Origin of the sequence: Pseudomonas sp. UYEF17 (assembly GCF_040546125.1) — a bacterium.
Taxonomy (GTDB): Bacteria; Pseudomonadota; Gammaproteobacteria; order Pseudomonadales; family Pseudomonadaceae; genus Aquipseudomonas; species Aquipseudomonas putida_Z.
Map to the genome: position 1 here is coordinate 72,226 of NZ_JBEPNE010000011.1, position 18,240 is coordinate 90,465.

At 63.7% G+C, this 18,240-nt stretch carries 17 protein-coding genes; 11 read left to right on the forward strand and 6 right to left on the reverse strand.

Annotated features, from left to right (window positions below; genetic code table 11):
* Positions 1–511: 511 nt before the first annotated feature.
* Both ABIB24_RS17170 and ABIB24_RS17175 read right to left on the reverse strand, forming a co-directional pair.
* The gene (locus tag ABIB24_RS17170; RefSeq protein WP_170978807.1) at positions 512–1,039 is read right to left on the reverse strand and encodes a DUF2442 domain-containing protein; all 528 of its coding nucleotides are present in this window, start codon (positions 1,037–1,039) and stop codon (positions 512–514) included.
* Complete coding sequence (locus tag ABIB24_RS17175) at positions 1,036–1,320, reverse strand: DUF4160 domain-containing protein (protein ID WP_337994680.1); 285 nt, start codon at positions 1,318–1,320, stop codon at positions 1,036–1,038. Before ABIB24_RS17175 ends, ABIB24_RS17170 begins: the two co-directional genes overlap by 4 nt.
* 242 nt (positions 1,321–1,562) lie before the next feature.
* Here ABIB24_RS17175 and ABIB24_RS17180 point away from each other — a divergent pair, with 242 nt between their 5' ends.
* Positions 1,563–2,024 (forward strand): Lrp/AsnC family transcriptional regulator, encoded by a 462-nt coding sequence (locus ABIB24_RS17180; RefSeq protein ID WP_015268712.1) that lies wholly within the window; start codon positions 1,563–1,565, stop codon positions 2,022–2,024.
* 13 nt (positions 2,025–2,037) lie between these two features.
* On the opposite strand, the gene ABIB24_RS17185 is transcribed toward ABIB24_RS17180, so the two are convergent.
* On the reverse strand, positions 2,038–2,328 hold the full coding sequence (locus tag ABIB24_RS17185; protein WP_137162838.1) for a hypothetical protein: 291 nt from the start codon (positions 2,326–2,328) through the stop codon (positions 2,038–2,040).
* Between the two features lie 601 nt (positions 2,329–2,929).
* Here ABIB24_RS17185 and ABIB24_RS17190 point away from each other — a divergent pair.
* The 9 genes from ABIB24_RS17190 (at position 2,930) to ABIB24_RS17230 (ending at position 13,191) form a co-directional block, all read left to right on the forward strand.
* Positions 2,930–4,612, forward strand: coding sequence for a flavin monoamine oxidase family protein (locus tag ABIB24_RS17190; protein ID WP_354316937.1), 1,683 nt, complete (start codon positions 2,930–2,932; stop codon positions 4,610–4,612).
* 14 nt (positions 4,613–4,626) lie between these two features.
* The gene (locus ABIB24_RS17195; protein WP_137162836.1) at positions 4,627–5,421 is read left to right on the forward strand and encodes a carbon-nitrogen hydrolase family protein; all 795 of its coding nucleotides are present in this window, start codon (positions 4,627–4,629) and stop codon (positions 5,419–5,421) included.
* Positions 5,422–5,565: 144 nt separating this feature from the next.
* The gene (pqqF, locus tag ABIB24_RS17200; protein ID WP_274120068.1) at positions 5,566–7,866 is read left to right on the forward strand and encodes a pyrroloquinoline quinone biosynthesis protein PqqF; all 2,301 of its coding nucleotides are present in this window, start codon (positions 5,566–5,568) and stop codon (positions 7,864–7,866) included.
* A gap of 158 nt (positions 7,867–8,024) precedes the next feature.
* Complete coding sequence (gene pqqA, locus ABIB24_RS17205) at positions 8,025–8,096, forward strand: pyrroloquinoline quinone precursor peptide PqqA (protein WP_003243383.1); 72 nt, start codon at positions 8,025–8,027, stop codon at positions 8,094–8,096.
* A 78-nt stretch (positions 8,097–8,174) separates the two neighbouring features.
* The gene (pqqB, locus tag ABIB24_RS17210) at positions 8,175–9,086 is read left to right on the forward strand and encodes a pyrroloquinoline quinone biosynthesis protein PqqB (RefSeq protein WP_274078762.1); all 912 of its coding nucleotides are present in this window, start codon (positions 8,175–8,177) and stop codon (positions 9,084–9,086) included.
* 156 nt (positions 9,087–9,242) lie between these two features.
* Positions 9,243–9,998: a pyrroloquinoline-quinone synthase PqqC gene (pqqC, locus tag ABIB24_RS17215; RefSeq protein ID WP_003255592.1), complete on the forward strand. Its 756-nt coding sequence runs from the start codon at positions 9,243–9,245 to the stop codon at positions 9,996–9,998.
* Complete coding sequence (gene pqqD, locus ABIB24_RS17220; protein WP_137162833.1) at positions 9,995–10,270, forward strand: pyrroloquinoline quinone biosynthesis peptide chaperone PqqD; 276 nt, start codon at positions 9,995–9,997, stop codon at positions 10,268–10,270. Before pqqC ends, pqqD begins: the two co-directional genes overlap by 4 nt.
* Complete coding sequence (pqqE, locus tag ABIB24_RS17225; RefSeq protein ID WP_025337440.1) at positions 10,242–11,402, forward strand: pyrroloquinoline quinone biosynthesis protein PqqE; 1,161 nt, start codon at positions 10,242–10,244, stop codon at positions 11,400–11,402. The genes pqqD and pqqE overlap by 29 nt, the downstream gene beginning before the upstream one ends.
* Positions 11,368–13,191 (forward strand): S9 family peptidase, encoded by a 1,824-nt coding sequence (locus ABIB24_RS17230; protein ID WP_354316938.1) that lies wholly within the window; start codon positions 11,368–11,370, stop codon positions 13,189–13,191. The genes pqqE and ABIB24_RS17230 overlap by 35 nt, the downstream gene beginning before the upstream one ends.
* 132 nt (positions 13,192–13,323) lie before the next feature.
* Here the strand turns inward: ABIB24_RS17230 and ABIB24_RS17235 are convergent, their stop codons facing one another.
* Positions 13,324–13,482, reverse strand: coding sequence for a YqaE/Pmp3 family membrane protein (locus ABIB24_RS17235; protein WP_009681539.1), 159 nt, complete (start codon positions 13,480–13,482; stop codon positions 13,324–13,326).
* Between the two features lie 152 nt (positions 13,483–13,634).
* On the reverse strand, positions 13,635–14,915 hold the full coding sequence (locus ABIB24_RS17240) for an aspartate aminotransferase family protein (RefSeq protein WP_354316939.1): 1,281 nt from the start codon (positions 14,913–14,915) through the stop codon (positions 13,635–13,637).
* 209 nt (positions 14,916–15,124) lie between these two features.
* Between ABIB24_RS17240 and ABIB24_RS17245 the strand changes: the two genes are divergently transcribed.
* On the forward strand, positions 15,125–16,048 hold the full coding sequence (locus ABIB24_RS17245; RefSeq protein ID WP_004375209.1) for a LysR family transcriptional regulator: 924 nt from the start codon (positions 15,125–15,127) through the stop codon (positions 16,046–16,048).
* Between the two features lie 355 nt (positions 16,049–16,403).
* Here the strand turns inward: ABIB24_RS17245 and ABIB24_RS17250 are convergent, their stop codons facing one another.
* Positions 16,404–18,182 (reverse strand): acyl-CoA dehydrogenase C-terminal domain-containing protein, encoded by a 1,779-nt coding sequence (locus ABIB24_RS17250; protein WP_274078766.1) that lies wholly within the window; start codon positions 18,180–18,182, stop codon positions 16,404–16,406.
* Positions 18,183–18,240 lie beyond the last annotated feature (58 nt).

Here is an 18,240-nt window from a genome sequence, read left to right on the forward strand (position 1 = left end):
CGATAGCTGCCGGTCAAGACGTACCGTGGGCTGGTCACATCCGAGGCAAATGCCTTGGTCAAATCGAATGCAAACAGGTGGTCAAGTGGGATGCAAGCGCTTGGTCAAGTCAGGTGCAATTTCCCAACCGGATCGCCGAATGTTAGAAGCCACAGCTGCTATTCATCGGCCGGGTAACAGAAAGCATGCCGCTCGATTGCTAGACGGTGGCACTGCACGCGATCAGTGGAATCTACAGGAACGCATACCTATACCGAGTAACCGGCAAAAACAGTACAGCCAAGGTACATTGCCCAGCTTGGCCAAGCTTTTCTAAATTACGCTCAACGGCAAGTGTTACATGGCCTCCAGCTATGCTAGCCTACGCTCTGCTTTGAGTGGTTTCGCTAGGCATATCGGTTGGCCGGGCAACTCATAATCCTTTGGTCCACGGTTCGAGTCCGTGTGGGCCCACCAGATGCGAAAAAGCCGCGCGATTGCGCGGCTTTTTTTTCTGTGTTCAGGCGGTGAATCACGCTCGCTTCTTCGGGGCATGCCCGGCCGCCTCATTTGCGAAGCTTCCAGGCAGGTGATAGGGCACACGGCTCACTTCCATGTCAGCCATTCGAAGTGCTTCCCATCCCTTCATCGCCAAAGCGACCGTCCTCGGCACAGGTTTTTCTCCACTACGATAGTAAGCCAACATGCGCCTGCTCAAGCCCAATTCCCGAGCTGCGCGATCCAATGTCAGCTCATGCTTAGCCATCCAGTTCCAGATGAGCTCATGTGAACACTCCCCTGCCTGCTCCACCGCCCGTGCGCGCAGGTTGTCCGCAGCAAGTTCAAGACTGTCGTCATTGGCCCAGATGACTGTGTCTTGCCACTCACCAATCGCAGCCGTTGCAAATACCTTGGGATCCGCAAGCGGGCCCAGAGTCGCGTGCTTCTCAATGATTTCATCCAGCGCCACGGTGAATTGCTGCCCATCCGCAAAAGTCAGTAGCAAGGTGCAAGGGGCAGTGACGGCCACCTCTGTGAGTTGAAAATGTTTGTTGGTCATGGATTCAGCTCCTCCCACATTGCTAGTAGTCGAGCCCTGTTCCGCGAAGCCCATTCAAGCGCCTCGCTCATCTCGCGCAAGGAAACCCGTGAACCACCGAAACCGGCCAGCGGGGACAGGTCATTGATCCCAATCAGTGCCTGACGGCCATCACTGAAACGCAGATGGAAATGCGGTGGTAGATGGTCGTTTGCATAGAGATAGATTACGCAATTGGATAATCGATGGATCGTGGGCATGAGCTCATCATATAGTGCAATGGTTGCACCAAACAATACCATCCGACCAATCTGTTCACAGCCCCAAAAATGTAACTCTTTTGGTTATTCCCCTCTCGACCGCGTCTCAGCCTGCCGCCGATTGCAGAAGGTCATACCCGCCGTAAAGTCCTGCGCGCCCAGCGACATCGCCCCGATCATCAGGTCGCACCAGATTGGACCGCGTCAGCGCAGCCAGCTGTGACTGCCCTTGCTCTGGCCAGCCCTGGCTGGCTAGGCTAGCGGGTCAACCGTAGAGACTCGCCATGTCGGATTCCCGCTCCATCACGCTGGATGAAATCGATCGCCAGCTGATCGCCCTGCTGCAGATAAACGCCCGCGAAAGCGTCGCCACCCTCGCCCGTCAGTTGGGCATCGCCCGCACCACCGTCAACTCGCGCCTGGAGCGGCTGGAGAAGAACAAGGTCATCTCCGGCTATGGCGTGCGCCTGGGCCAGCGGGTGATGGGTGGTGGGCTGCAGGCGTATGTGGGGATCAAGGTGCAGCCGCGCTCGGGCAAGGAGGTGGTGCGGCGCCTGAGTGCCATGGGCCAGGTGCAGCAACTGTGCGCAGTGAGCGGCGAGTTCGACTATGTGGCCTGGCTGCGTACGGATTCGCCCGAGCAACTGGACCAGCTGCTTGACCAGATCGGCAGTGTCGACGGGGTGGAGAAGACCACCACGTCGATCATTCTCAGCAGCAAGGTGGACCGCGGGCAGCCGCTCTGAACCTGGCTGGCGGTCAGGCCTCCTGGCCGTCGAGCAGGCCTTCCAGAATCGCCGAAAGGCTTTCGGCGGAATGCTGCATCGACCAGACGATGTCACGGCTGCGCTCGGGGGCGTGATGCTGGGCGTAGTCGGTGGCGATCTGATCGAGGCCACGGGCCAGCAGGCAGGCGTGGACCAAGGCGTCTGCGGCATCGATGCCGGGGCGTATGGCGAATAATGGCGGGTGGCTGGATTCGCAGTTGCAGAAGGTTTTTTCTGCGGTGGGTTTCAGTTTTTCGGGTTGGTCGGAATAAGTCTTCTTCATGATGCAATTTCCAAATTGAGTCCTGAGGAAACCGCCTACCAACTCCTTCTCACGGGAAATAGGTGGCAGCCATGCACGGGGTGAGAACCGGCCAACTTGGAAATCCGGCCAGGCGAAAGCCTGCCCGCGCACGGCTGCCATGACATAAGCCTTGGTGCGAAGTTGGAGATGGGTTCTCACACCCAGTCGCCCGAACAGCGGCGACCCAGTGAAGTTAACGATGAGGCGTTTCCCACGCAGCCAGACCGAGGCTATAGCGGGCGTAGGGTAATTCTTTAAATCATGGCATGGGTGTAGGAACTGTCTGATCACACCCTGTGGGAGCGGGCGTGCCCGCGAACACGGGCGCAGCCCGTGCCATACACCGCGGGGGCTTCTTCGCGGGCTCGCCCGCTCCCACAGGGGGCCGATGCTGTGCTTGAGATGGGCAGGCTTCCTGTTCGTCATAAAGCTATCTGGTTTATACATTTCGACGAGACAAGCTACATTCAGACAACAATCTGCACCTTAATAACGAACACCCCACTCCCTAAAATGGCCCCCAGGCATCTCCTATACTCAGGCTCCGCCCGCTGCGCAGCCTCTCTGGCAAGGTCACTTCATGAACAAGAAAAACCGCCACCCCGCCGATGGTAAAAAACCGGTCACCATCTTCGGCCCGGATTTCCCCTTCGCCTTCGACGACTGGCTGGAACACCCCGCAGGCCTGGGCAGCATCCCGGCCGAGCGCCATGGTGAGGAAGTGGCAATCGTGGGTGCCGGTATCGCCGGCCTGGTGGCGGCCTACGAGCTGATGAAGCTGGGCCTCAAGCCGGTGGTGTACGAAGCATCCAAGCTGGGTGGCCGGCTGCGCTCGCAAACCTTCAACGGCACCGACGGGATCATCGCCGAACTGGGTGGCATGCGCTTCCCGGTGTCGTCCACTGCCTTCTACCACTACGTGGACAAGCTGGGCCTGGAGACCAAACCGTTCCCTAACCCGCTGACCCCGGCCTCGGGCAGCACGGTGATCGACCTGGAAGGCCAGACCTACTACGCCGAAAAACCCACCGACCTGCCCAAGCTGTTCCACGAAGTGGCCGATGCCTGGGCCGACGCGCTGGAAAGCGGTGCCCAGTTCGCCGACATCCAGCAGGCCATCCGCGACCGTGACGTACCGCGCTTGAAAGAGCTGTGGAACAAGCTGGTACCGCTGTGGGACGACCGCACCTTCTACGACTTCGTCGCCACCTCGCGCTCGTTCGCCCAGCTGAGCTTCCAGCACCGCGAAGTGTTCGGCCAGGTCGGCTTCGGCACCGGCGGCTGGGACTCGGACTTCCCCAACTCGATGCTGGAAATCTTCCGCGTGGTGATGACCAACTGCGACGACCACCAACACCTGGTGGTCGGCGGTGTGGAGCAGGTACCGCAAGGCATCTGGCGCCATGTACCGGAGCGCTGCGCGCATTGGCCGGAAGGCACCAGCCTGAGCGGGCTGCATGGCGGCGCACCGCGTACCGGGGTCAAGCGCATCGCCCGCGCTGCCGATGGCCGCCTGGCGGTCACCGACAACTGGGGCGACACCCGTCACTACAGTGCCGTGCTCGCCACCTGCCAGACCTGGCTGCTGACCACCCAGATCGACTGCGAGGAATCGCTGTTCTCGCAAAAGATGTGGATGGCCCTGGACCGCACCCGCTACATGCAGTCGTCGAAGACCTTCGTCATGGTCGACCGGCCGTTCTGGAAGGACAAGGACCCGAAAACCGGCCGCGACCTGATGAGCATGACCCTCACCGATCGCCTCACCCGCGGCACTTACCTGTTCGACAACGGTGACGACAAGCCGGGGGTGATCTGCCTGTCCTACTCGTGGATGAGCGATGCGCTGAAGATGCTGCCGCACCCGGTGGAAAAACGCGTGCAACTGGCCCTGGATGCACTGAAGAAGATCTACCCGAAGACCGACATCGCCGGGCACATCATCGGCGACCCGATCACCGTTTCCTGGGAGGCCGACCCGCACTTCCTCGGTGCCTTCAAGGGCGCGCTGCCTGGGCACTACCGCTACAACCAACGCATGTACGCGCACTTCATGCAGCAGGACATGCCTGCCGAGCAGCGCGGCATGTTCATCGCCGGTGACGATGTATCGTGGACGCCAGCCTGGGTGGAAGGCGCGGTACAGACATCGCTGAATGCGGTGTGGGGTATCATGAATCACTTCGGTGGCCGCACCCACCCGGACAACCCCGGCCCAGGCGATGTGTTCGACGAAATCGGCCCGATCGCCCTGCCGGACTGAGACAAGGAGGCAGCATGCGCATCGCTCTGTTCCAGGGCGCACCCAAGCCACTGGACGTGCCCGGCAACCTGCAACGGTTGCGCCACCAGGCGCAACTGGCGGCCGAACGCGGCGCCAGTTTGCTGGTGTGCCCGGAGATGTTCCTGACCGGCTACAACATCGGCCTGGACCAGGTCGAGCGCCTGGCCGAGGCCGTCGATGGCCCGGCGGCCATGGAGGTGGTGGAGATCGCCCAGGCGCACCGCATCGCCATCGTCTACGGGTATCCGGAGCGTGGCGATGATGGCGCGATCTACAACAGCGTGCAGTTGATCGATGCGCACGGCCGCAGCCTGAGCAACTATCGCAAGACCCACCTGTTCGGCGAGCTGGACCGCTCGATGTTCAGCGCAGGTTCCGATCACTTCCCGGTGGTGGAGCTGGATGGCTGGAAGGTCGGCCTGCTGATCTGCTACGACATCGAGTTCCCGGAAAACGCGCGACGCCTGGCGCTGGACGGGGCCGAGCTGATTCTGGTGCCGACGGCGAACATGTCGCCGTACGACTTCATCTGCCAGGTGACCGTGAGGGCGCGGGCGCAGGAGAACCAGTGCTACCTGGTGTATGCCAACTATTGCGGCTCGGAAGGCGAGATCCAGTATTGCGGGCAGAGCAGCATCATCGGCCCGGATGGCAGCCTGCTGGCCATGGCCGGGCGGGACGAATGCCAGTTGCTGGCGGAGCTGGAGCATGAGCGGGTGGTGCAGGGGCGCGGGGCGTTTCCTTACCTCACCGATTTGCGCCAGGAGTTGCATCTGCGTAAGGGCTGATGGCCCTTTCGCGGGCACGCCCGCTCCCACAGGGTCTGCGCTGCCTTTCATACCTGCGCCATTCCTGTAGGAGCGGGCGTGCCCGCGAAGAGGCCGGGCCTGCAAACAAATGGGTTAGCATGGACAGCAGTTACCGGAGCCCCCATGCCTGACGCCACCCGCCACCTCACCCTCGCCAACGGCCTGCAGCTGACCCTGCGCCACGCCCCGCGCCTGAAGCGCTCGGCCGCGGCCCTGCGGGTGCACGCGGGTAGCCACGACGCGCCGACCAGATGGCCCGGCCTGGCCCATTTCCTGGAGCACCTGTTCTTCCTCGGCACCTCGCGCTTCCCTCTGGACGACGGCCTGATGCGCTACGTGCAGGCCCTCGGCGGCCAGGTCAATGCCAGCACCCGCGAACGCACCACCGACTTCTTCTTCGAGGTCCCACCCAGCGCCCTGGCCGGGGGGCTGGAGCGCCTGTGCCAGATGTTGGCCGAACCAGACCTGGGCATCGAGCGCCAACGCCGCGAACGCGAAGTAATCCATGCCGAGTTCATTGCCTGGTCGCGCAACCCTCAGGCCCAGCAGCAGTTCGCCTTGCTGCAATCGGCAGCGCCCGGCCATCCATTGGGCGCTTTTCATGCCGGTAACCGGCACACCCTGGCTTTGCAGGATCCTGCCTTCCAGCAAGCGCTCGGTGGCTTTCACCGGCGCTTCTACCAAGGCGGCCAGGTCACCCTGAGCCTGTGCGGCCCGCAATCGCTGGATGAACTGGAATTGCTGGGCCGGCAGCATGCCAAGCTGTTCGCAACGGGTGAACGGGTGCCACAAGCTCTGCCACCGCCTTTATCGGCGACCGACACGCACCTGCTGTTCAGCCACGAAAACCTCTCGGCAGGTGCCGAGCAGGCCCTTGAGTTGCTGATAACCTGCCTCAGCGATAGCCGCCCAGGCACCTGGCTGGATGCGCTTCGCCAGCGTGGCTGGCTGCAAGGCTTCAAGGCCGAGGCGCTGTATGCCTTCGCCGGGCAGTTGCTGTGGCACATTGATCTGAAGCTGAGCGAGGACGCCTGCCCAGAGGAAGCCGATGCCCTGTTGCAGGGCTGGTTCGGCTTCATCCGCCAGGCAGCCCCTGAGCAATTGAGTGCCGAATTCGAGCTGCTGCAGCAAAGCCGCGAACGCAGTGCCAGTGCGCTTGAGCTCGCCCGCCGGGACAGCGCCGGCCAGCCGTTCACCGGCCTGGACACACAAGGTTTGCAGGCCCTTCGTGCCCTGCTGGAAGGCCTGCCGGGCCGCGCACATGGGCATTGGCAACTGCCCGCCGTCGACCCCTTGCTCCTGGCAGACTTGCCTGATGCCAGGCCGCAGCCGCTGCCAGCGGCACTGAAGGTCAGCGACCAGCTGCCTGGCGCCCGTCAGTACGCGGCGCTGTACCTGCGCTGGCATGCCCCGTCCCCCTTGCGCCAGCGCCTGCATGCGCTGCTCGAACGCGCCTTGCATCCCCTGCAGGAGCGCTGCGAGCGCGTATCGGTGCAGTTGCAGTTCAGTGCCGCTGGCGAATACTGGCAACTGCGCTGCGCAGGTCTACCGGCAGCGGTGCTGCGCACTGTAGAACAGGCCTTGGCACTGATGCTCAAGCCCCCGGCAGGCAGCTGGCTGCCCAGTTCGACGCAGCCTCCAGCACTGATCCCCATCCGGGCCCTGCTCAAGCAGCTGCCCGACGCCGTGTTGGGCGCCGCGCCTGCACCTGCGCCGGCCTGCACCCTGGCCCAGACGCATCTCGAGAGCCTGTGGCAGCAAGCACGCTGGCACGGCCTGGCTACTGGTTTCGACGATGCCGCCCTGAACGCATTGGGCACCGTGCTGCAGCACTGCCCTGGCCAAGGCTCGGCGCCTGGCCCCCTGCCCGCCTGGGCCAACCACCGTTGGCAACATGCCGAAGTACCTGGCAGTGAGCATGCCCTGCTGCTGTTCTGCCCACTGCCGGCGGCCATGGAAGCCGCTGGCCGCCTGCTCGCCCAATTGCTGCAAGGGCCGGTTTACCAACGGCTGCGGGTAGAATTGCAACTCGGCTATGCGGTATTCAGTACCTTTCGTCAGGTCGAGGGGGTCGGCGGCCTGCTGTTCGGGGTCCAGTCGCCTCATGCCAGCCAGGTACAGATCCTCGACCACCTGCTCACCTTGCTGCGCCAGGGCGTCACCCTGGCCCCTGCCGCTGGTCAGGCCCTGGCCGGGCAATTCGATGAACCGGCGATGGGCAACGCCGAAGTCGCCGAATGGGCGTGGCAGACATTCCTGGCCACACAACCCGGCAGGCTGGATGCGTTGCGCAGGTCTATCCTGAAAACGCGGCAGACGGATCTGGACCAGCTGCTGAGCCACTTGCTCGATAAGGGCTCCACTTGGCTATGCCTTGCCAACGCTGCCGCACCAGATGCTTCCTGGCTGGGTTCAACCCCATGATTGTTACGAAAACCGCAACGGAGTTTTCGAATAATTAACCTTTCGGTACAAATTTTTCTTGTAAGATAGCGCAATCCCAGCCATGGGAACCTCCAGCCAATGGCGGTACCCAAGTAGTAGCTGACAAACCCACCCCCTCATCCGGAAGGAGTAATTCCATGTGGACCAAACCTGCATACACTGATCTGCGCATCGGCTTCGAAGTCACCATGTACTTCGCCAACCGCTAAGCCCGGCTTACGGTTCAACGCCTCGGCCTGCCGGGGCGTTTTCGTTTTTTCGCTACGGTTTCTGCAGAGAGAGTGGCCATGTACATCCAGGTTCTCGGTTCCGCCGCCGGCGGCGGGTTCCCACAGTGGAACTGCAACTGCGTCAACTGCAAGGGCTTGCGTGACGGCACCCTGCGGGCCACGCCACGCACTCAGTCGTCCATCGCCCTGTCCGACGACGGCGTGCACTGGGTGCTGTGCAATGCCTCGCCCGACATTCGCGCCCAGCTCCAGGCCTTTGCGCCGATGCAGCCGGCCCGCGCCCTGCGCGACACCGGCATCAACGCCATCATCCTGCTGGACAGCCAGATCGACCACACCACCGGCCTGCTCAGCCTGCGCGAAGGTTGCCCGCACCAGGTGTGGTGCACCGACATGGTCCACCAGGACCTGACCACCGGCTTCCCGCTGTTCAACATGCTCAGCCACTGGAACGGCGGCCTGCAGTGGAACCGCATCGAGCTGGAAGGCAGCTTCGTCATCGACGCCTGCCCCAACCTGCGCTTCACCCCGTTCCCCCTGCGCAGCGCCGCACCGCCCTACTCGCCGCACCGCTTCGACCCGCACCCGGGCGACAACCTTGGCCTGCTGGTCGAGGACACCCGCACCGGCGGCAAGCTGTTCTACGCCCCGGGCCTGGGCCAGGTGGACGACAAGCTGCTGACGATGATGCACGGCGCCGACTGCCTGTTGGTCGACGGTACCCTGTGGGAAGATGATGAAATGCAGCGCCGTGGCGTGGGCACCCGTACCGGCCGCGAGATGGGCCACCTGGCGCAGAACGGCCCCGGCGGCATGCTGGAGGTGCTGGATGGCTTCCCGCGTCAGCGCAAGGTACTTATCCACATCAACAACACCAACCCGATTCTCGACGAAGACTCGCCCGAGCGTGCCGAAGTGCTGCGCCGGGGTGTGGAAGTGGCCTTCGATGGCATGAATATCGAGTTGTAAAAAGGTCTGCGAGTTGACACAACCCCCTGTAGGAGCGGGCATGCCCGCGAAAAATCCAACACGGTGTATGGCACCGGCTTCGCCGGTGTTCGCGGGCACGCCCGCTCCCACAGGGGGCGAGGTGAGCCGAGACTCAGCTATACAGGAGCCAGCCGAATGAGCGACGCACTGCCAATGTCCCCTGCCGAATTCGAGCAGGCCCTGCGCGCCAAGGGCGCCTACTATCACATTCATCACCCGTACCACGTGGCGATGTATCAGGGTCGCGCCACCCGCGAACAGATCCAGGGCTGGGTGGCCAACCGCTTCTACTACCAGGTCAACATCCCGATGAAGGATGCCGCGATCCTGGCCAACTGCCCGGACCGCGAAGTACGCCGCGAGTGGATCCAGCGCCTGCTCGACCACGATGGCGCGCCCGGCGAGGACGGTGGTATCGAAGCCTGGCTGCGCCTGGGCCAGGCCGTGGGCCTGGACCCGGACCAGCTGCGCTCCCAGGAGCTGGTACTGCCCGGTGTGCGCTTTGCGGTGGACGCCTACGTCAACTTCGCCCGCCGGGCCAGTTGGCAGGAAGCGGCCAGCAGCTCGTTGACCGAACTGTTCGCCCCGCAGATCCACCAGTCGCGCCTGGACAGCTGGCCGCAGCACTACCCGTGGATCGACCCGGCCGGCTACGAATACTTCCGCACCCGTCTGGGCCAGGCCCGGCGTGACGTGGAGCACGGCCTGGCGATTACCTTGCAGCACTACACCACCCGCGCGGGCCAGGAGCGTATGCTGGAGATACTGCAGTTCAAGCTGGATATTCTCTGGAGCATGCTCGACGCCATGAGCATGGCCTACGAGCTGAACCGCCCGCCCTATCACTCCGTCACCCAGGAACGGGTGTGGCACAAAGGGATCACCCTATGAGTTTCGACCGTAATCAAGTGCCAGCCTGGCGCCCCGGCTACCGCTTCCAGTACGAGCCGGCGCAAAAGGGCCATGTGCTGCTGTACCCCGAGGGCATGATCAAGCTCAACGACAGCGCGGCCCTGATCGGTGGCCTGATCGACGGCCAACGTGACGTTGCCGCGATCATTACCGAACTCGAACAACAGTTCCCCGGTGTCCCGGAAGTGGCCGATGACATCGAGCAGTTCATGGAGGTGGCCCGTGCCGAACACTGGATCGTCCTCGCCTGAGTTACCGCCCACGCCCGCAGTCGGCCTGCCGCTGTGGCTGCTGGCCGAGCTGACCTACCGCTGCCCGCTGCAGTGCCCGTACTGCTCCAACCCGCTAGACTTCGCCGCCCAGGGCCAGGAGCTAAGCACCGCGCAGTGGTTCAAGGTGATGGCCGAAGCCCGGGAAATGGGTGCCGCGCAAATCGGCTTTTCCGGCGGAGAACCGCTGGTACGCCAAGACCTCGCCGAACTGATCGGCGAGGCCCGCCGGCTGGGCTACTACACCAACCTGATCACCTCGGGCATCGGCCTGACCGAGGCGCGCATCGCCGACTTCAAGAAGGCCGGCCTGGACCATATCCAGATCAGCTTCCAGGCCAGTGACGAGCAGGTCAACAACCTGCTGGCCGGCTCGAAAAAGGCCTTTGCGCAAAAGCTGGAAATGGCCCGTGCGGTGAAGGCCCATGGCTACCCGATGGTGCTCAACTTCGTCACCCACCGGCACAACATCGACAAGATCGACCGCATCATCGAGCTGTGCATCGCCCTGGAAGCCGACTTCGTCGAGCTTGCCACCTGCCAGTTCTACGGCTGGGCCCACCTCAACCGGCTGGGCCTGCTGCCGACCCGCGCGCAGCTGGAACGGGCCGAACGCATCACCAACGAGTACCGGGACAAGCTCAAGGCCGAGGGCAACCCGTGCAAGCTGATCTTCGTCACCCCGGACTACTACGAGGAGCGCCCCAAGGCCTGCATGAATGGCTGGGGCAGCCTGTTCCTCACCATCACCCCGGACGGTACCGCCCTGCCCTGCCACGGCGCGCGCCAGCTGCCGGTGCAGTTCCCCAACGTGCGCGACCACGACCTGCACCACATCTGGTACGACTCGTTCGGCTTCAACCGCTTCCGTGGCTATGAGTGGATGCCCGAACCCTGCCGTTCCTGCGACGAGAAGGAAAAGGACTTCGGCGGCTGCCGCTGCCAGGCCTTCATGCTCACCGGCGATGCCAGCAACGCCGACCCGGTGTGCGCCAAGTCGGCCGACCACGGCATCATCCTCAAGGCCCGCGAGGAGGCGGAAAGCGCCCAGCTCACCATTGAAGAGATGACCTTCCGCAATGAACGAAACTCCCGTGTCATCGTCCGCGGCTGAGTTCAGCGCGGCCCAGGCAGTTGCCGCCGGCACCGACTTCGCCGAACTCAAGGTCAGCGCCGCGGGGCTGTTCTGGAACGAGTTTCGCCCGGCCGATGGTGCCTGTCGCATCTGGCACTGGCAGCACCAGCAGGCCCGCTGCCTGACCCCCGATGGCTTCAGCGTGCGTAGCCGGGTGTACGAATACGGCGGTGGCAGTTTTTGCCTGGGTGGTGACGGGCTGCTGTTCGTCAACGAAAAGGACCAGCAGATCTATACCCAGGCCCTGGAAGGCGCGGTACCACGTGCCCTGACCCATGATGCCAGCTGCCGCTATGGCGATGTGCAGTGGCACGACGGCCTGGTGCTGGCGGTCGAGGAGCAGCATGGCGAACGGGTCGAGCATCGCCTGGTCGCCCTGGGTGAACAAGCCCGCGAAGTGCTCGCCGAGGGTGCCGACTTCTATGCCTCGCCTACGGTGAGTACCGACGGCCAGCGCCTGGCGTGGGTCGAATGGGACCGCCCGGCACAACCCTGGACCGTCACCAGGCTGATGTGCCGCACACGTGATGCAAGTGGCCACTGGGGGCCCGCGCAATGTGTGGCCGGCGCTGACGAATCGCTGCAGCAGCCGCGCTTCGATAGCGAAGGCCGACTCTACTGCCTGTCTGACCGCAATGGCTTCTGGCAACCCTGGGGCGAGATCGATGGCTGCTGGCAAGCCCTGCCTGCCGAGCCCGCGGACCACGCTGCGGCACCCTGGCAACTGGGCGCCAGTACCTGGTTGGCGCTGGGGCCACAAAGCTATCTGGCCAGCTGGTTCGAAGACGGCTTCGGGCAACTGGGGCTGCGTACTGCCGATGGCCGCCTGGAGCGTTTCGCCAGCGCCTACACGCGTTTTCGCAGCCTGGCCATGGATGCCGAACACCTGTATGCCATTGCCGCCTCGCCGATTAGCCCGCCGGCGGTCATCGCCATCGCCCGCAGCAACCACGAGGTCAGCGTATTGGCCGGTGGCGCCGAAGTGCTGCCGGCAAGGCATATCAGCTTGCCGCAGTCGATCCACTACGGCAGTGACGGCCAGCGCGCCCATGGCTTCTTCTACCCGGCAGCCCGCTCGCAAGGTGCCGCGCCGCTGGTAGTGTTCATCCACGGCGGGCCGACTTCGGCCTGTTATCCCGTGCTCGACCCACGCATCCAGTATTGGACTCAACGCGGCTTCGCCGTCGCCGACCTGAACTACCGGGGCAGCACCGGCTATGGCCGTGAATACCGCCAGGCCTTGCATCTGCGCTGGGGCGAAAGCGATGTGGCTGATGCTTGCGCGGCGGTGGAATACCTGGCCGGACGTGGGCTGATCGACAGCCGCAAGGCGTTCATCCGCGGTGGTAGCGCGGGCGGCTACACCACACTGTGCGCCCTGGCGTTCGATGATGTGTTCCGCGCCGGCGCCAGCCTGTACGGGGTCAGCGACCCGGTTGCCCTGGGCCGGGCCACCCACAAGTTCGAAGGGGACTACCTGGACTGGCTGATCGGTGAACCGCTGCAGGATGCCGAGCGCTATCGCCAGCGTACGCCGCTGCTGCATGCGGGACAGATCAAGGTACCGGTGATTTTCTTCCAGGGTGAGCTGGATGCGGTGGTGGTGCCAGAGCAGACAAGGTCGATGCTGGCGGCGCTGCAGGCTAACGGGATAGAGGCCGAAGGGCACTTCTATGCGGGGGAGCGTCATGGGTTCCGCAAGGCGGAGAACCTGGCGCATGCCTTGGAAGAAGAGTGGAAGTTCTATTGCCGGGTGTTGGGGGGCTGAGATTCTGGGGCCGCTTTGCGGCCCATCGCGACACAAGGCCGCTCCTACAGGGATCGCACAAGCCCGAATGTGGCGCTGTACCTGTAGGAGCGGCCTTGTGTCGCGATGGGCTGCAAAGCAGCCCCAAAAATCTCAGCGCTTGGCGATGATATACACCGCATGCACGATCCCCGGAATATACCCCAGCAAGGTCAGCAAGATATTCAGCCAGAACGCCCCGCCAAACCCCACCTGCAGGAACACGCCCAGCGGTGGCAGGATGATGGCGATGATGATGCGTATAAAGTCCATGCGAGTCTCTCCTGAAGGGGTTACATCAGAGACTAGTCGCCCGCCACAGAGGTTCAACAGGCAAAAAAAACGCCCCGGGCCGAATGAAACAGGCCAAGGGCGATGCGCAGGAACGCCAGACGGTTCGTAGAATTCTCGATGTCACCAGGCCGCTAGGCTGGCATTTCGCGGCGGGCCTGCTGCTGGGCGTGCAGGCGGGCGAAGGCACGGGCCAAGCGCAGCAGCATTTCGTCGATGTTGCCCTTGCTCACGGTCAGCGCTGGCGAAAAACGCACCACATCCGCCTGCGGTGCGTTGAGCAACAGGCCTTCGTGCAAGGCAGCCGCCACCAGCTCGCGGGCCAGGTTTTCTTTCATCTGCAGGGCCCACAGCAGGCCTTGCCCGCGCACTTCGCCCTGGCCGTAGCGCCCGGCCAGCCGGCTCAGGCCTTCACGCAGGTGGCGGCCGTTGTGCTGCACCTGGGCGAAGAAGCCAGGCTCCAGCACGGTATCCAGCACGGCCAGGCCGGCGGCGCACATCAGCGCGTTGCCATGGTGGCTGCCTTCCAGTTCGCCAGGCTCGGCGCAGCACGCCGTGCCCCGGGCCAGCAAGGCCGCCAGCGGCACGCCACCGCCCAAGCCCTTGCCCAGGGTGATGATGTCGGCGCGCACGCCGTAGGTTTCCTCGGCCAGCAGCGCGCCACAGCGGCCGATGCCGGTCTGCACCTCGTCGAGGATCAGCAGGATGCCCAGTTCGCGGCACAGCGTTTCCACACCCTTGAGGTATTCCTGCGTAGCCGGGATGACACCTGCCTCGCCCTGGATCGGCTCGAGCATGATCGCCACGGTGCGCGAGTCCACCTCGGCGTGCAGCGCCGCCAGGTCGTTGAACGGCACCTTGCTGAAGCCCGGCAGGCCCGGCTCGCAGCGGTTGCATGGCAGCGGGTCGGACGCCGACAACGCGCCCAGGCTGCGGCCATGGCAGGCCTGGCTGGCGGTAATGATGTGATAGGCGCCGTTGCGGTGCAGTTGGCCCCACTTGCGCGCCAGCTTGATCGCACCTTCGCAGGCTTCGGCACCGCTGTTGAGCAGGTAGGCCTGGTCGCTGCCGGTGCTCTGGCACAGGCGGTTGACCAGCCCCAGCAGGCCACGGCTGTGGAAGCCCGAGCCCGGGTTGATCAGCGCCTGGGCCTGGTTGCCCAGTGCCTTCACCAGCACACTGGGGCTGTGGCCCAGGCTGTTGACTGCACCACCCTGGGTGAAGTCCAGGTAGGCATGCCCTTCGTTGTCCCACAACCAGGAGCCCTGGCCACGCACGAACACCTGCGCTGCGCGTTCGGTGCTGGGCATCAGGCGCTCACGCGACAGCTGCGGCGCTTCAGGCACGATCACCGGCGCACGCTTGGGCTCGGCGACGGCGGCAGGGGCCGGGCGGCGCAGGTTGAACAGGTTCATCAGGGCTCCAACCAATCACGACAGGGGCGGCCACGGTGCGGTCTGGGTGCCGGCACTCGATATTTTGCCTTGCCTATCAAAAGTGTTTTTCATCCGGGGTAACAATCGATCGATTCATCGCTGTAACCCGTTGGAATACGGCGATAGACTAGGCCTCGCCAGGGTTTTCGACCATTTCGTTTTTCCAGCATTTTCGATAAGTATCACTTATGGATTTCCGCCAACTGCGTTATTTCGTCGCGGTGTATGAAGAAGGCCACGTGGGCCGCGCCGCCGAGCGCCTGTCGCTGTCCCAGCCAGCGCTTTCCCAGCAGATCCGCCAGCTGGAGCACAGCCTCGACCTGAGCCTGTTCGAACGCAGCAACAAGCGGCTGCTGCCGACTCTGGCCGCCCATACCCTGTACAACCACGCCCTGCCGCTGCTCGACGGCCTGCAGCGAGCCCACGAGGCCATGCGCAACTTCAAGGGCCAGTCGCTGCGTACTTTGGCCATCGGCGTGCTGCAGACCGTGCGACCGAGCCTGGTGCCGCAGCTGCTCGAACGCCTGCGCAGGGCACAGCCGCACCTTGTGGTGCAGATCTACGAATTGTCGGGGCTGGAGATCGAACGGCGCTTGCTCAATGGCAGCCTGGACATCGGTATCAGCTACCTGCCGCCACGCCAGCCGGGGCTGCATGGTCTGCTGCTGTACGAAGATGAGCTGCAACTGGTCATCCCCGCTACCCACCCGCTGAAGGACTTCAAGAAGGTGTCCATTCGCCAGGCTGCCGAGCTGCCCATGCTGATGCTGGGCGAGGAGTTCCAGATCCGCCAGATCTGGCAGGCGCAGCTGGCCAGCCAGGGGCGTCGGCCGCAGGTGCAGGCAGAGATGAACAACATGGCGGGGATTCTCGACAGCCTGGCCCATACCGCGCTGGCCACCATCCTGCCGGGGCGGGCCAAGGAGGCCGCCGAGGATGACCAGGGGCTGCTGTGGAAGCCGTTGAGCGAGCCGCGGGTACCGCTGAAGGTTGGCTTGGTGTTCCGCGATGCCCAGCGCCAGCAGGCCTCTGTGGAGCTGCTGCGCACGCTGCTGGAGGAAGAGACGGACGCCCGCCTGTTGGGCGCATCACCGCTGGATGTGCTGGGCTGAAAAACACGCGCACAAAGAAAACCCCGCCGAAGCGGGGTTTTCCAGACTGTTTCCCTGTGACATCCGTATCGCCCCGCCATCCTGGCAGGTGGTCCTTCGTCGTCGTCCTTGATCTGTCCTTTGCGCTTCCTGCGCAACGTCCATGTGGTAAAGAATAACCGTGGATCCAATCTGAGAACAGTGGCGAAAAGTCACCGCGTTGTGTAGGAAAAAGCTTACACGGCAGGGGCCGCTTTGCGGCCCATCGCGACACAAGGCCGCTCCTACAGGGGAACGCATAGCCATTCGAGCTTGCGCGGTACCTGTAGGAGCGGCCTTGTGTCGCGATGGGCTGCAAAGCAGCCCACAAAATCCCTCAGAACTGCTCGGCATCCAGCAGGTACAACGACTCACTCCCCGCCTTCACCGAAGCCACCAGCGAATCCACCCGCGGCAGCAACCGCGCAAAGTAGAACCGCGCCGTACCCAGCTTGCCCGAATAAAACGCTGCATCCCCCTCACCCGCCTTCGCCGCCCGCGCCATCAATGCCCACATGTAGGCATAGGCGACATAACCAAAGGCATGCAGGTACTCGACCGAAGCCGCGCCAACCTCGTTCGGGTTGCCCTTGGCCTGTTCCAGCACCCACTCGGTCAGCCCGTCGAGTTGATCGAGACCGGCAGCCAACGGCTTGGCAAATTCATCCAGCTCGCTACCCGCGCTGGCAATGAACTGGCGAATCTCGTCGGAGAACAGCCGGTAGTACGCCCCACCACTGGCCACCACCTTGCGTCCCATCAGGTCGAGGGCCTGGATGCCGTTGGTGCCTTCGTAGATCTGCGTGATACGCACATCGCGCACCAGTTGCTCCTGCCCCCATTCGCGAATGTAGCCATGCCCGCCGAACACCTGCTGGCCGTGCACCGCGCACTCCAGGCCCAGGTCGGTGAGGAAAGCCTTGGCCACCGGCGTCAGCAGTGCCACCAGCTCTTCGCTGCGCTTGCGCACGGCGGGGTCTTCGCTGTACTTGGCACTGTCCAGCTGCATGGCCACGTAGCTGGAGAAGGCACGGCCACCCTCGATCAGCGCCTTCATGGTCAGCAGCATGCGGCGCACGTCCGGGTGGACGATGATCGGGTCAGCGGCCTTGTCCTTGGCTTGCGGCCCGGTCGGGGCGCGGCTTTGCAGGCGGTCGCGGGCATACTCCACGGCGTTCTGGTAGGAGCGCTCGGCCGAAGCCAGGCCCTGGATACCAACGCCCAGGCGCTCGTAGTTCATCATGGTGAACATGGCCGCCAGGCCCTTGTTCGGCTCACCGACGATATAGCCGACCGCTTCGTCGAAGTTCATCACGCAAGTGGCCGAGGCCTGGATGCCCATCTTGTGCTCGATCGAGCCACAGGTGGCCGGGTTGCGCGCCCCCAGGCTGCCGTCTTCATTGACCAGGAACTTCGGCACCAGGAACAGCGAAATGCCTTTCGGCCCCGCCGGTGCGTCCGGCAGCTTGGCCAGCACCAGGTGGATGATGTTCTCGGTAAGGTCGTGCTCGCCGCCGGTGATGAAAATCTTGGTGCCGCTGACCTTGTAGCTGCCGTCGGCCTGGGGCTCGGCCTTGGTGCGGATGATGCCCAGGTCGGTACCGGCGTGCGGCTCGGTGAGGCACATGGAACCGGCCCACACGCCGGCGTACATGTTCGGCAGGTACTTTTCCTTCAGCGCTTCACTGGCGTGGGCATTGATCGACAGGCAGGCGCCAGCAGTCAGCATCGGGTACAGGCCGAAGGACAGGCTGGAGGCGTTGACCATTTCCTCGACCTGGGCCGAGATGACCTTGGGCATGCCCATGCCGCCGAACAGCGGGTCGCCGCCCACGCCCACCCAACCGCCTTCAGCGTAGGTGTTGTAGGCCTCGATGAAACCGGCCGGTGTGCGCACTGCGCCGTTGTCCCAGTGGCAGCCCTCTTCATCTGCGGCGCGATTGAGCGGCGCAATGGATCTGGCAGTGACCTTGCCGGCTTCTTCCAGCACCGCCATGGCCGTGTCGGCATCGACAACCTCGGCCAGCCCGGGCAACTGCGCCCACTGCTCGGCCACGTTGAACACTTCATTCAGTACGAAGCGCATGTCGCGCAGGGGCGCTTTATATTCAGCCATGACAACCTCTCGCTAGTCGGGTCGGGGCGGTCTCGGGGAACCGCGACACTGGGTTGCA